General features: G+C 40.4%; 16 protein-coding genes. All 16 read right to left on the bottom strand.

The genetic code is table 11. From position 1 onward, the window contains the following. Window positions 1–290 precede the first annotated feature (290 nt). On the bottom strand, window positions 291–2,135 hold the full coding sequence (locus KKC46_22855; GenBank protein ID MBU1056644.1) for a potassium transporter Kup: 1,845 nt from the start codon (window positions 2,133–2,135) through the stop codon (window positions 291–293). Between the two features lie 100 nt (window positions 2,136–2,235). Continuing rightward, a complete protein-coding gene (bioB, locus tag KKC46_22850) occupies window positions 2,236–3,231 on the bottom strand; it encodes a biotin synthase BioB (protein ID MBU1056643.1) in 996 nt (331 codons plus the stop codon). Beyond that, window positions 3,228–3,950: a dethiobiotin synthase gene (bioD, locus tag KKC46_22845; GenBank protein MBU1056642.1), complete on the bottom strand. Its 723-nt coding sequence runs from the start codon at window positions 3,948–3,950 to the stop codon at window positions 3,228–3,230. Before bioD ends, bioB begins: the two co-directional genes overlap by 4 nt. 4 nt (window positions 3,951–3,954) lie before the next feature. Beyond that, the gene (gene bioF, locus KKC46_22840) at window positions 3,955–5,106 is read right to left on the bottom strand and encodes an 8-amino-7-oxononanoate synthase (protein ID MBU1056641.1); all 1,152 of its coding nucleotides are present in this window, start codon (window positions 5,104–5,106) and stop codon (window positions 3,955–3,957) included. 44 nt (window positions 5,107–5,150) lie between these two features. Then, a complete protein-coding gene (gene bioA, locus KKC46_22835) occupies window positions 5,151–6,500 on the bottom strand; it encodes an adenosylmethionine--8-amino-7-oxononanoate transaminase (protein ID MBU1056640.1) in 1,350 nt (449 codons plus the stop codon). A gap of 16 nt (window positions 6,501–6,516) precedes the next feature. Continuing rightward, the gene (locus tag KKC46_22830) at window positions 6,517–7,434 is read right to left on the bottom strand and encodes a biotin--[acetyl-CoA-carboxylase] ligase (protein ID MBU1056639.1); all 918 of its coding nucleotides are present in this window, start codon (window positions 7,432–7,434) and stop codon (window positions 6,517–6,519) included. A 460-nt stretch (window positions 7,435–7,894) separates the two neighbouring features. Continuing rightward, a complete protein-coding gene (locus tag KKC46_22825) occupies window positions 7,895–8,707 on the bottom strand; it encodes a VPLPA-CTERM sorting domain-containing protein (GenBank protein MBU1056638.1) in 813 nt (270 codons plus the stop codon). A gap of 237 nt (window positions 8,708–8,944) precedes the next feature. Next, entirely contained in the window at window positions 8,945–9,232 is a 288-nt protein-coding gene (locus tag KKC46_22820; GenBank protein ID MBU1056637.1) for a hypothetical protein, read from the bottom strand. A 28-nt stretch (window positions 9,233–9,260) separates the two neighbouring features. Further along, window positions 9,261–9,422: a transposase gene (locus tag KKC46_22815; protein ID MBU1056636.1), complete on the bottom strand. Its 162-nt coding sequence runs from the start codon at window positions 9,420–9,422 to the stop codon at window positions 9,261–9,263. Between the two features lie 60 nt (window positions 9,423–9,482). Next, on the bottom strand, window positions 9,483–10,226 hold the full coding sequence (locus KKC46_22810) for a VPLPA-CTERM sorting domain-containing protein (protein ID MBU1056635.1): 744 nt from the start codon (window positions 10,224–10,226) through the stop codon (window positions 9,483–9,485). Window positions 10,227–10,504: 278 nt separating this feature from the next. After that, window positions 10,505–10,951 carry a DUF3795 domain-containing protein gene (locus KKC46_22805; protein ID MBU1056634.1) on the bottom strand — a complete coding sequence of 149 codons (447 nt, stop codon included), beginning with the start codon at window positions 10,949–10,951 and terminating at the stop codon, window positions 10,505–10,507. Between the two features lie 13 nt (window positions 10,952–10,964). Continuing rightward, window positions 10,965–11,231, bottom strand: coding sequence for a PEP-CTERM sorting domain-containing protein (locus tag KKC46_22800; protein ID MBU1056633.1), 267 nt, complete (start codon window positions 11,229–11,231; stop codon window positions 10,965–10,967). A 114-nt stretch (window positions 11,232–11,345) separates the two neighbouring features. Beyond that, window positions 11,346–11,582, bottom strand: coding sequence for a hypothetical protein (locus KKC46_22795; protein MBU1056632.1), 237 nt, complete (start codon window positions 11,580–11,582; stop codon window positions 11,346–11,348). Window positions 11,583–11,817: 235 nt separating this feature from the next. Further along, window positions 11,818–13,521 (bottom strand): HAMP domain-containing protein, encoded by a 1,704-nt coding sequence (locus KKC46_22790; GenBank protein MBU1056631.1) that lies wholly within the window; start codon window positions 13,519–13,521, stop codon window positions 11,818–11,820. A gap of 384 nt (window positions 13,522–13,905) precedes the next feature. Further along, window positions 13,906–14,031, bottom strand: coding sequence for a YwbE family protein (locus tag KKC46_22785; protein ID MBU1056630.1), 126 nt, complete (start codon window positions 14,029–14,031; stop codon window positions 13,906–13,908). 334 nt (window positions 14,032–14,365) lie between these two features. After that, window positions 14,366–14,678, bottom strand: a 313-nt coding sequence (locus KKC46_22780) for a triose-phosphate isomerase (protein MBU1056629.1), incomplete at its 5' end; no start/stop codon positions are given.

Below are 14,678 nucleotides of genomic sequence, written 5' to 3'. Positions count from 1 at the left end.
TGGGTGCTCGGGAAGAGATTTACTTCCTTCATCCTTGCAGGGCTTGCTCTGGCATTGATGTTAAGATAGTCCCACCTGACTAAAGCTTAGCCGGCAGGTCAGTAGTGAAATCCGCAGGTAAACCCGGTAACGGGAGTCTGGGTATAAATGGGACGCTGTAAGGTTTTTAAGTTCATATAGCACCTCTTGCCAATCTATCTTTCAGATTTAAAAGTTAAACCTTAAATCCTAACAGCGTCCCTTTTCTACCCCAACAGGAATAGGACGGGATGAGGGAATGAATTGATATTCTATATTTCCAGACGTATCCCAATTTCAATTACCTGATCAACAGGAAGACTGAAAAAAGTGCTGACATTGGCAGCATTGCGCGACATAAAAACAAACAAACCTGCCCGCCATTTTGTCATACCTGGTTTTTCACTGATGATCAGATTTTCACGACCGATATAAAAACTTGTTTTTTCAGGAGTAAGATCCAGGCCTTGCCCACATGCCAATGACAGCACCGTATTTAACTGAGGATCTTCCATGAATCCGTATCTGGCTTCGATGCGATAAAATCCTCCTCCCAGTTTTTCGGTCTTGACCTTTTCAAGATTAGGTACTTTAGGAATATCTTCCGCCCGAAAATGCAGCAAAACTGTCCTGGTATGCACAATCTTATTGTGTTTTACGTTTTTTATCAAAGCCAAGGGTACGATATGTCGGTTTCCGGTTAAAAAGACCGCGTCTCCTTCTATTCTCTTTGGTGGGTGGCTTGATAGATCTACAATATATTGATGAACCGGCGGCATGATTTTACGCAATTGTTCTGCAAGGAGCTTTCGTCCTTTTGCCCATGTGAGCATCATGGTGAAAAATAATAAACCAATTACAAGTGGAAACCATGCGCCATGAAGTATTTTACTTATGTTTGCGGCAAAAAACGGTATATCCACCATAAAAAACAGACCGGCCAGTAATGCAGACGACCAAACAGGCCAATTCCATTGTTTGATGCTTACAATAAAAAACAGTATTGTTGTAATCAGCATAGTGGATGTAACCGCCACCCCATATGCGGCTGCAAGTTTGCTGGAGGATTGAAACCCGATAACCAGAGCTATTGTACATACCATAAGCATCCAATTGACCGAAGCAACATATATCTGGCCAATTTGAGTAGGGGAGGTATGCTGAATATTTAAACGCGGCAGGTATCCTAACTGAATTGCCTGACGGGTGAGAGAAAAGGCGCCGCTGATAACAGCCTGGGAAGCAATTATTGTGGCAAGGGTTGACAGCAAAACTGTAGGAATCATAGCCCATGATGGAACCATGGCATAAAACGGGTGATTTGCAACTTCAGGGTTAGCAATAAGCAGAGCACCTTGTCCGAAATAATTCAATACCAGGGCAGGAAAAACCAGGCTAAACCAGGTCAGTCGTATAGGTTTGGTGCCGAAATGTCCCATATCTGCATACAAGGCTTCGGTTCCTGTTACCACCAAAAAAACCGCTCCTAAAACCACAAATCCATGCATCTTGTTTATAATGAAAAACCGGAAGGCATGCCAGGGAAAAATTGCAGATAAAATCTGAGGATTGTGTATAATTTGCAGCACACCTGTAATGGCCAGAAAGCATAACCAGATCAGTATTACAGGCCCGAAAAGGCCACCAACCCGTGCCGTGCCGCGGCGCTGGATTAAAAAAAGAGCCGAAAGGATTACAATAGTAAGAGGAATTACATAAGAATCAAATACCGGGGTAATTATTCTTATTCCTTCCACAGCGCTTAAAACGGAAATAGCGGGTGTAATCATGCCATCACCGTATAAAAGACAAGCAGCAAATAAACCCAGAGTAACAATTCCAAGTCTTCTCCTGCTTTCAGAACGAGGATTATTCCCGCGAATCAGTGCGGTTAAAGCAATAACACCGCCTTCCCCACGGTTGTCAGCACGAAAAACGAATAGCAAATACTTCAAACCGACAATCAATACAAGGGCCCAGAACATTAAAGATAGTATTCCCATCACATTGGTTTGATTGACGCCAATTCCATATTCGCCATGAAAACACTCACGAAGAGCATATATAGGACTCGTTGCAATATCACCAAAAACCACTCCCAATGCAGCAAGTGACAACCTCAGCAAGCGAGTTTTATTATCAGTTTTGGTGCAGTTGTTTTTTTGTTTAATCAGGGGTGTTTTATCGGTACTTTCATTAGAAGTTGTCAATGTTATTTTACCCTTCTTCTATTTCACTGTCAAAACCCAGATCGTCTATCATATGCTTTGCTTCTTTGGCTGTTTGCCCTGAGGTTGTAAGATATCCTGCAACAAAAATAGAATTAGCTGCATATAAAGCAAGTGGCATTAAACTGCGAAGATGATATTCACGTCCGCCTGCAGCACGTATTTCTTTATCAGGATTAAGAAACCTGGCAAGACATAAAATTTTAAGACAGCGCTGTGGTGTAAGGTTTTGTGTTTGGTCTTCAAAAGGTGTTCCTTTTATGGGAACAAGAAAATTAATGGGAATGGATTCGGCGTTTATTTCGCGTAAAGTTAAAAGCAGATCAATGATATCTTCATCTGTTTCTCCCTGTCCGACAATCCCGCCGGAACACACTTCCAGTCCGGCTTTGCGGCATGTGTTTATTGTATTAAGTCTATCCTCGTATGAATGAGTTGTACACATCAGAGGATGGAAACGTTTGCTGGTGTTAAGATTATGATTAACACGGTCAAGTCCGGCATCTTTTAGCTTTTCAGCTTTTTCCATGCTTAAAAAACCGGTAGAGCAGCAAAGGGAGATATCCGATTTGGTTTTTATAGTACGAATAATATCGCAAAGTGCATCAATTTCATTATCGGATGGCCCGGTTCCGCTAAGTGCCATACAGTAACGCTTTGCATTTAATTTTGCTGCTTTTAAAGCTTCACCAACCAGTTTGTCTTTAGGCATCAAAGGGTATTTTTTAATATCGGCTTCTGATATTTTTGATTGTGAGCAGTAATGGCAATCTTCTTTGCACAATCCGCTTTTTGCATTTGTTAGCAACTGAATGTGAACAATGTTTTTAAAATAATGATAACGGACTGTATAAGCCGAATCAAGAAGAGCCAGCATTTTAATATCAGGGCAGGTTAATACCTTGCGGCATTGTTCGCGGTTAAGTATTTTGCCTGAAAGCGATATTTCGGAAAATTCGTTAAAGTCAGGGTATAGTGAATTCATAATTTATCTCCATAAATATTTGCAATCTTTTTAATAAACGGGGCCTTTTTCTCTATAAAAGCATCCGGAGTATCTTTATTAAAATCATACATGGGAATATGCCCAAGATAAGCTACCTTGCTCAATCCGGCTATAATCTCGGGGCTGGTGGCAGCTGCCTCATCATCTTTTTCTTTGTGGCCGTTAGTCAGAAATCCTGTTATAGGAATGCCTCTGTTTTTCAAAGCACTGATTGTAAGCAATGTATGATTGATGGTTCCAAGTGATGGTCTGCTAACAATAAGAGCAGAAAGCTTAAATTCAGCAATCAGGTCAAGAACCAGATAATTCTTTTTTAAAGGAACCATCACACCGCCAATACCTTCTACTACCATTGCGGTATGCTGTTTTTCCAAAAGGGCAAAAGCTTTTTTGATTTTCACAAGATTTACAGGTTTTTTCTCAAGTTGTGCGGCAGCCATAGGTGCAAGAGGTTTCTGATAACGAAGTGGGCAATGAAGATCTTGCTCCATTTTAACTCCAGTGAATTTTTCTATAAACAAGAGATCTTCTGCAACCAAAATGCTATTTTCAGTTTCACATCCGCTTGCAACAGGCTTAAAATAACAGGCATTAGTTTTTTGTTTAAGCAAAGCTTTTAACAAAAGAGCCGAAGTAAAAGTTTTTCCAACTTCAGTATCTGTAGCTGTAATAAAAATTCCTTTTATATGTTGTTTCATACGATCAACTTCCTGCTTTATAATATGTCTCAATAGCCCATAACAGACCTTCAATATCTTCTTTAGTATGTAAAGCGCTAAGACTTATTCTAAGACAGCTTTCTCCCGGCATAACTGTAGGCGGCCTTATTGGCGGAACATAAAATCCTTTATCCCAGAGATATTGTGCTATTAAAAGTGTTTCTGAAACATCTCCAATTACTATCGGTAAAATCGGTGCAGGGATTGAATAAACCGGAAATCCCAGACGCATAAGGCCATCTCTTAAATAATTTATAAGATCGAAAAGTTTTATCCTTAAAGTTGAGTCTTTTTGAACGATTCTGATTGCTTCGCAATTTGAAGCAAGAACCGAAGGGGGCAGGGCGGTTGAGTAAATAATTGATCTGGCGTGATTAGTAATAAAATCTACAAGCAAATCCGAGCCTGCCACAAAACCTCCAAGACCTCCCAAAGCCTTGCTGAAAGTGCCGACCTGAATTATTCCCGGCTCATTTATATTATAATAATCAAGAGTACCTCCGCCGTGAGTTCCCATTACACCTGTTCCATGCGCATCATCTATTATAAGAAGTGCTTCGTAATCTTTGCATATTTGATAAAGCTGGGGGATCGGGGCAAGTTCTCCCGTCATGCTGAATACTCCATCTGTTACAACGATTGCTTTTTTACCCTTAACAGAGTTATTCAGATAATGTTTAACATATTCAAAATCGCAGTGAGGATATGTTTCTATCTTGGCTTTTGTAAGTTTACATGCATCGATAATACTTGCATGGTTTAATGCATCGCTTAATATTAAATCGCCTTCTTGTGCAAGACTTGAAATCACTCCGGCATTGGTGCTGTATCCGCTTGCGAAAACAAGGGCTGATTCGTATTTTTTAAAGCCGGCAATTTCTTCTTCAAGGTTTTTATATAGTAAAGAGTTTCCTGAAATAAGCCGCGATGCTCCGGAGCCGGTACCCCAGGTCATTAAAGCTTTGGCTGCCGCTTCTTTCATGCGCAAATCATTTGCAAGCCCCAGGTAGTCATTTGAAGAAAACAGTATAATACTTTTGTTGTTAATTGTAAGTTGTTTTGAAACAGGGGAATCAATGAAACGAAGTTTTCTGTAAAGACCTTTTGCTTTAAGATCATCTAATGATTCCGACATAAAACCTGACCATAAATCGGGATAAATATTTTTCTTCAATGAATTCATTTGCAGATTTTGAGAATGGATTTTTTTACAGATTCGATCATATGCATAATCTCATCGGAAGTTATAGACAATGGAGGCATAAATACTATTACATCGCCAAGATTTCTTAAGATGACTCCATGGTTTCTGATATCTAAACATATATTATGCCCGATTCTTCTGTCTAAGGGGAAAGGGCTTTGTTTACTTTTATCTTTAAAAATCTCAACTCCCGCCATAAGACCGCACTGTCTAACATCTCCAACAAAATCAAGTTTTAAAAGCGATTCTAATCCGTCTTTTAATGTTTTTATTTTAGCCGGCAGTTTTTCAAGTGTTTGATCCTTTTTAAAGATTTCAAGACTTGCTATGGCAGCGGCACAGGCCAGAGGATTGCCTGTAAAAGTATGCCCGTGAAAAAAGTTTTTCAACTCAGCATAATCACTCCAGAAAGCATTAAATACTTTATCATTGGCTAATGTTGCCGCCAGAGGAAGATATCCTCCGGTCAGTCCTTTTCCAAGGCAAAGAATGTCAGGCTCAACATTTTCCTTCTCACAGGCAAACATTGTGCCTGTATGTCCAAAACCGACAGCAACTTCATCTGCAATTAGAAGCACATCGTATTGACGGCAGTATTCCCATACTTTCTTAAGATACCCGGCTGGAAAAGGCAGCATGCCGCCTGCGCCCTGCATAAGCGGCTCTATGATGAATGCTGCAATTTTTTCATGATGTTTTTCAAGAAGTTTTTTTACTTCATCAGCACACAACCCGGCACCCTCATCAAACGGGATTTTATTTCTCTTGCAGTATAGATAAGGCGATGGCGCTTTATGGGATTTAAAAAGAAGCGGGGAGTAAATTTCATGAAAAAGTTCAATTCCTCCAACACTGACGGCACCTATCGTATCGCCATGATATCCTTCTTCAAGACATATAAATCCGGTTTTCTCTTTCTTTCCGGAATTTTGCCAGTATTGAAAAGCCATTTTTATAGCAATTTCAACAGCGGTTGAGCCGCTTTCCGAATAAAATACCCAATTAAGATTTTTGGGTGCTATCTCTGAAAGTTGCTTTGCCAGAATAACTGCATTGGGATGTGTAAGGCCAAGAAGCGTTGAGTGAGATATCTTTTTAAGCTGATCAGTTATAGCCTGATTAATTTCTTCCCGACCATGCCCGTGAATATTTGCCCAAAGGGAAGATACACCGTCTAAATAACGATTTCCATCAATATCTATTAAATAATTTCCCTGACCTTTGTCTATTACAAGAGGTTCGCTTTGATCCCATTCTTTCATCTGGGTGAAAGGATGCCAAAGGTGGTTTTTATCATTATCGAGTAGTTCTTTTTTATCCAACATATTTATATTAACCTTGTTATTGAAAGCAATCACCACATAGTATTTTTTGCAAAGTACCGTCTTTAAGTTTTAAAATTAAAGATCCGTTTTCGTCAATATCTACAGCAATACCTTCGTGGGTATCACTGGTTGTTACAATTTTAACCGGCTGGTTTAAAGTCATTGTATAAAGTTTCCACTGAGGGATAATATTATCAAGAGATTCCGTGTTCAGCCTGGTTTCAAATTCATCCAGAAATAATGAAAGAAGTTCTTTTCGTAAAAATTCTTTTCCTTTCAAAATTTTGAGCGAAGTGGCCCCCGGTTCTTCAAGTGAAGGATCATTGTTTACATTAACACCAATACCAATGTTTATAAAAGAAACCATTTCGGCTTCTGCTTCCATTTCTGAAAGCATCCCGCAAAGCTTTTTGCCTCCAACAAGAATATCATTTGGCCATTTGACCTTGGCGTCTATGTCATATAATTTGCGTAATATCTGAACCAGCACCACAGATGCAAGAAAGGTTATGCGTGAAGCAAGCATTGCAGGTATTTCGGGCCTGAGAACCAAGGTAAAATACAGACCGCCCTCATTGGAATACCAGATGCGATTTAAGCGACCCCGGCCTTTTTTCTGCTTTCCTGCAATTACAACCGTAAAATGCGGACAACTTTTCCTGGCAAGATTTCTTGCTATATCCATTGTTGAAGATGTTTCGGGAATATAGTGGATGCTTGATTCTCTTTCCGGAAACTCCCAGGGGAAAAGAGCATCGGGTGAACTTTCAATCATGTAACCTTTTGGGCCTGCAACAATGTTATAGCCTGATTCCTGAAGAGAGCGAATATGTTTCCATACAGAAACCCTTGATATTCCATGATCTGTACTCAATTCTTCACCGGACACGATTTTATTGTCCGATCGCAAAATTTTTAATATCTGGCTTTTCATTATTTATGCCTTTTCGTTAACCATTATTAACGGGGAGGTTAACGAAAAGGCGATTATATGTCAATATCAAATTGTTTAGAGCTGGTAAATCAAGGTAAGTAAATAGTGGGGTAATCAAGGAAGGGCTTGCTTTGCTCAACACTGGAGCGGATCGGATCAAACCGACTCTAACCATAACAAAGAAATGTCGTATGCGGGGCGGGAGACAAAACGGTGTCCGAGTGAGTGCAGACTGACAGTCATTTAAAAAAGAGACTATCTTTTTTAATAGGGGGGTGTTTTTTCTCTTGACGAACCCTTTAATGGGTGACCCCGATAGTTCTTCATCGGGCTGCAACGTCCGATGTTATCAGGCAGAAGATCAATAGTTTGTAAGCCTAAGTTTTTAATTCCATTTCAGATATTAACTATAAAACTAAAGGGCGTCAAAACTCCCCTTCATGGTCAAAACTGAGATGTATTAACTCTGCTTTTTTCTTCTCAATGCAAATAGACCAGTTAGTCCAGAGCCGAGGAGCCAGACAGCGCCGGGAATCGGGACGGGGCGCAATGTAAAGCTCTCGAACTGATCAACGAAATTTACCTGCCATCCGATGCCCGTATCAGCGTCAATATCCCCCCACGAACTAAAACTGATGTAGGTGTCCGAATCCAGAGCCGGCAGATGAAGATCGTCCTCTGAAGTGGGAACGGAAAGCGGAAGTCCATAGAGTTCGTTTGGCGGTGTAATATCCCGAAGATTCATCGTTATGTCTTCGTCCCCGTACGAGAAGGGAAACTCAGTATCGGCGAAGTCGTCGTAGGAGTTGATTCTCCATTGCACTTGCTGCCATCTGTCGTCACTACCAGGAGACAGAGGGCCTTCGGACATATACAGCCCGCCCTCCGTCAGCGTATTGAGTTCGGAACTTAGTCGCCATTGTTGACCGTTGATGCTAACACTGGCGGAAAAAAAACCCGGATAAAAGTCTTGGTTTATTCCATACAAGTAATTTTTCGTATCGCCGTTTGAGTCAATGATTTGATTAGGAGTTGTGTTGGTCACTTCGTACTCGAATACGATGGTCGCAAGATCACCGGCGTTCACATTCATTCCCGACGGAAGTGGTATTGGATTAGACCCACCACTCCCAACTGTCCAGGTGTAGGAGTGGACTCTGTCTACTAGGATAGAAGCTTCCAACCGATATAAGGAAGCATTTGCTTCGTCATGTAATGCTGCAATACCAATGATTACTAATCCTACCATTAACCCTACCAGTTTCTTCTTCATTATTGCCTCCTATAATTTTATTATACCCTGTTATTACACAGGAAAATCGATTAATACAGAATCACCATTCACAAAGTCTTACAGAATATAATTCAGAATAAATTGCTCCTTTCATATAAATTATCATATAAATTATCATATAAATTATCTTGACAAATTTCTTTCATTTCACCTCCTTTGATGATGCGTCCTGAGCCCACCCCGGCGTTGATCAGGTTGGGGCAAATGAAGTCAAGTCTATATTTGACCTTTGATTACTTTTTCTTTTAATGTTTGAATCTCTTTTCTTAATTTCCTGTCTGTTTTTGTCATACATCCAATTTTTTGGATAATGCTGCTTACTGTGCTGTATGTGTTTATATGAAATACTTCTTTTATACTGTTTAGATCATCTCCACGTATTTGACGCAATAAGTAGGTTGCAATATTTCGAGGCTTAATAAATAATCCTCGCCGGGAAATCAATAAATCGTCAAAGACAACTTTGTAATACTCGCAAACAATGCTGATAATTATATCAGGCAAGCGGCCCTGCTTTTTAGGCGTAATCATTTCAAACTGGAGTCTGAAGAAGAATATGGTAGTGATTGGACATCAAACAATAGGCTGCGATATTGACCTTCCATAGTTCTGTTGCTTCAATTAAAAGGTCTATAAAAAGACCGTAATCCTGCTTATCTGAAAAAATGGATTCAGACCTCCGCCCCCGGTTCATAAGGCGATTTTGCCGATTGAAAATGAAAGGGCAGGGACGCGATGTTCCGTCTTCCGGTGACTACTTTTTCTTTCTTCTGGCTCTGATGCCGGCCAAACCTGCTATGCCGGTGCCAAAAAGGAAAATGGTTGCTGGCACTGGTACCGGTTGAGCATCTATAGTAAGATTTACTCCTGTAAACCAAGACCACGTGTTGGGATTTATTTCAGTTAACTCTAATGTGACAATGTCACCGGAATTAACATTAAGAATTCCACTGTCGTTTATTAGCATAGGGTTACTTCGGTCATAAATATCATACCCGCCTACTGTTCCGGAATTTAACAGATCGTCATTAAGGTAAAGTTCCCAGTGTGTAGATCTGTCTACTTCCCATCCACCCCACCATATATTACCGGATATTGCGATAGTCCCATCTATTGGGCTTGTCCAAATGACATTGGCTGGGTCTTGTGATGTTGAACCTGTATGACTTGTTGGATGTACTGCAATATCTCCAGCAAGAAAATCGTAAGAATCGTTCTGAAACTTGAGCCAAACAGGAACATGGTTCATACCAGGGTATTGCGCTAATGCCCATGCCTTCTGATTGGAACCATCAGCATAATAATCATCTTGTAAGGGCAAAACAACATCCCCCTGTCTGTAAGTCCAAACACCATTGGGATTAAGTAAATTACTCCAATCATTCTTGAGATCGTAAGTCGCAGCATAGCCGATGCCAGGTAAGTATATTGCTAAAATCATTAACAAAGTAAAAACCCACCCACCCTTTGCCAATCCTACTAAAAGTTTATTCTTCATTTTTATTTCTCCTTTTTGCTTGCGTCCAGCGAGCCCATCCCGCCGAACGTTAGCACTTTGAGGCTGTAAGGGAAACGTGCCTTCGCAAGTGCCGCGTTTATATGAAAACTTGGTAAGAGCCAAGCGCCTCGGCACTTTCGGTCCTTACCAGTGCGTTGTTATGGTTTATTTCCTTTTACTCATAAAATATTTGTACAATCATCAATATGGCGACCATGCTTATAATGGCCTTCTTATTTAATTAACCCCAATATCCTCCTTAATGGGTAACGAGGATATTATTTTTCAGAGAGTGTCCATGGCTTTGTGAAGTAGGTTTCACGCACCTCAGATGCTTTTGAAGAAGCCCAATTTTCCAGCCCCATTTTATTAATTAAACACAGATTGAAAACTTTCATGTTATGGGGAAGTTCGGTTGATTTGTCAGCATAGGGATGTAAATGATCACAAGGGAACTGATCACAATCCCCGCAAAAATTCAAGTTTTTGCTTTTGGAGCATTCATATGCTGCACAGCGGTGTTCTTCACCGAAAGCCATTTTTTGTAATGGTATCCTGCCATTGTGATTGCGGCATCCATTGCATAGCATTATTTCAACAGGCATGTTGTATTTTTTGGATAGTTGTTCCTCTGTAATTTTTGCTTCTTGGTTTTCATTAGCTAAATAAAAGTGACAGTTGAAGCAGTCTAATCCACAGGGTGCTGTCATTTGAAAGTAATCCATAGATAAACCTCCTTTAATTTTTAAAATCAACCTCTTGAAATTTGCACTTAAGCGGTCGCGGTTTTTTGCGATCCTTTGCAAGAGCATCATTGGTGCGAGCATTTCGTTTGTTGGAATTAAGTAAGCTGTCCCCCGGAACTCTTCTCCTTCTGTTACAGGTAAGACCGATCAAACCGGTGCCAAAAAGGAGCATGGTGGTCGATGCGGGAACGGTTGTCTGACCGCCTGAGTGAACGGTATCATCGATGATCCAACCGCTACCATAGGCGCCGATGACCATTTGTACACCGTCAACGTAAAGGTTGAGGCCGTTGAGATTGAGGATGTAATTGTTGCCCAGCGTCAGAAAGTCCAGATACATCGCTTCAATTGAGAGGCCACCCTGATTGTCAAATCAATCGGCAAGATATAGATGGGTGTTGTCTTCCATTTCCAGACCGAACATATCGAAATTATCACTGAAGCCCGATGATACCCCATAGTCATTACCGCCAATTTCGAGAAAGACCCAATCATACCAGTTGATACCAGTGTTGAGATCTCCATAGGAATATGTCGATCCGGTTCCGCCGGTCATGGTCAGCCATGAATTATCGGCCCACACGAAATCATCCTCAGCGAACAGCTGCATGGCCATGTCGCCACCCAGCGTGAGTCTGGCGCCATTATCGACCTTCAAGACACTACCCGTTCCGAGGAGCAGGTCCCCGCTGATAGTCAGATGACCGCGCCCATTGTAGCTCCTGTTTTTATTGAGATTTAAACACCTATTGTCAAACCTTGCCCGGCCGCACTCAAGGTGACCCCGATAGTTTTTTCATGATAAAGTGCCCCGGGGTATTCTATTTGTCAAGTTAGTTCAGGATTCAAGGTTTGAACCCGATAGTTTTTTTATACCAATCTTGTTTACCGTAATATCTTTCCATGCATTCTGGGCACATGCCGTGACTAAAAGAAGCCTCTGAATTTTTTTCAATATATGATTCCAGTAGATTCCAATAGCCTTTATCATCTCTGATTTTTTTACAACCTGAACAGATAGGAACAATACCTTTTAAAACCTTAATTTCATCTAATGCTGTAGTAAGCTCCTCAATCACTTTTTCTTTTTCATTTTCTGTTAGTTTCCTTTGCTCAATTTCAGCTTCAAGATCATCCCGCGAAACGGTAATCTCCTGGAGATTTTCGGCCATTTCATTAAAAGCCGTCGATAGGCTGCCTATCTCTCCTTTATGCATAGTCGTAATACGTTCGTCTGTATTGCCCTGAGAAAAATTTTTTGTAAAACGAATAAGAGTTTGAATAGGTTGAAATAATAATCTATCAAAAAAAATCAGCGTACCAATTATTACGACAATTAAGAGAGATAAGCTGATAAATAGAAATTGATGAGACATTGTACTGGCTGATTTATTTAGAGTATTCCTGGTTGTTTGCACTGAATCAAGCAGAACATGCTCTGGAATAGCTATACCTACGCTCCACTCAGGAAACGGTATCCGGCTATAAGCGATCATATAGTTCTCATTCGCAGAATTTAAAATGCTTAAACCGGCTTTATGTTCAACGATTTGATTAGCAAGCGATCTCACTTTGGGGTGATTTGATTTTGTTAAACTTAATGATAATGATTGTCCTATTTTGAATGATTTAGGATCAAATGTTTCCAACCCGAACAGTTTAAGGTGAGCGTATGGAATACTTATAAACCTAGTCTTTTCGTCCACAAGGAAATGGAACTCATCTTTATATCTTTCATTACTATAAGAACCCAAAATTTGATTCAAAAATGTATTTAGAGTGATATCAATTCCGACAAAGCCCTTATAAATTCCATCTTTGCTATAAATTGGTGAGATCACGCTGGTCATAAGATCTTCGCTAATAATATCCTTATAAATTTTTGTTGTCACAATTTTACGATCCGGATTATGTTCGGGAGTGGCAACACTAAAATAATGATCATTCTTATAATCGTGAGTATAAGGTGATGGCAATAACGTAACATGGTGGATATTCGGATAAGTTCTTGAAATATAAGTATGCGACACTCCGTCATCTGTTTGGACATAAACCCTTTTATATATCGGATTGTTTTTTACGGTCTGAATCAATAAAGTATCCAGATGGGAAAGTGCGTTGACTCTTTTTTTAACAGATACCTTGTTACCTTGTAAGCTAAAAATAATTACATTCATTTTTTCTGTGGCACTGTTGGAATACATACCATTTGGATATAGTTTAAATGTTTCATTCGTATTTATATTGAAATTCCCATAAGTATCTATGTTATCTAAAAAAAATGCTGCCTCTTCTGAAATGATCGATGTTAACGTTTCAGCTTGTTGAAATACAGATGAGTATTTTTCAGCATGAGCAGAAACCAGGTGTATTAAGAAATTTTCTGCCTGCGCTCTTATGGTTTCTTCATTCAGCGTAATTGTTGATTTTCCAAAATCATTAAGAAGTTTTATAGAGAAAAAAGAAAAAAACAGAATCGCCAGAAATATAATTATGGAAACTCCGACGGCGAAAAACACACCCAAACGGCTATTTGCTATACTAAACATCTTGTATTCCCATCGTTTTAATGAAATGTTTAACTCATCGGTTTATCAGTTGAAGTGGGGTGGATAATTCACCTTTGACTACATAAAAAGCAAAGATTCAGCCGTCCCATATTATCGAACAATTCGTCCGCTTGCCTCCGTGTGTCCGGTCATGAACGCTTTTAATCAGCGGAGCGGCTTTTTGCTTCCGCTGAATTTAATTGTGTACGCCCGGCATGGGCGTGAACTTATGGGGTGAAAGCCCCCTATGTGGTTACATAGTGTCAAACCTTGAATTCTGAACTGACGGCTTGATACTGTCGCCTATAGCCCTGAGCAGACAATATCTTGTCATTCGTTGCTTTTACACTGCGACTAACCATAGAATAGGAAAGCCCAATCAGATTACCGATTTCCGGGTTTGACAGTTGGCCGGTTTTCCATAGCAAAAATACCAGATCTTTGGTCTTTCTTAAGAATAATGTTCACTTCTAAACCTGGTTCAACATCTGACCGATTTCTACCATCCATTATATTTTCCTTCATTTTCTTTTTGAAAGGCGTGGTTGTAAAATATTTTAAAGGGCAGAGCTGTTAACTGCGTAGGCCTAACACCCATGCCCTTCACACCAGCCTTAAACCTGATGGGTGACTGATTGCGGACAATCGTTCCGTTAACCAAAAATAGAAGTAACGGGTGCGCGACGAAAATAGAGCGGAGGTTCTCGAACATTAGCGGGCAGAAAAAACTCATTTTTTTGCTTGGAGAGGTGTTTTTTCTCTTGACCCGCCCTTTAATGGGCGACCCCCATTAAATTCTAAGGCTTTAACGGCAGTAAGCAGTTCGGCCCGAAGGCCAAGTTGATCAAATGACATAGTCATCACAGGAGGCCTTCTCGCAAATACGTGCGAACGCCACCGGGTCCAGGCTTGCCGTCCCTACCATTAACCCGGACAAACCCACTATCGCCAGGTAATCGCCAGCATTATCTTCATTAATTGAGCCACCATAAAGGATCGGTTTGTCAGGTGCGATTATCCGGATCTCTTCTATCCCCTCTTTTATCTTTTCAAGAGATTGTGGAACATTAATACCAATGGCATCAACAGGTCCATAGCCGATAATCAAATCCTCAAGATCTGCTTCGTTCAGGGCCGCTATCTGAGACCTTGCATAG

Source organism: Pseudomonadota bacterium (assembly GCA_018817425.1).
Lineage (GTDB): Bacteria > Desulfobacterota > Desulfobacteria > Desulfobacterales > RPRI01 > RPRI01.
This window is presented reverse-complemented; position numbering and strand designations above follow the sequence as displayed.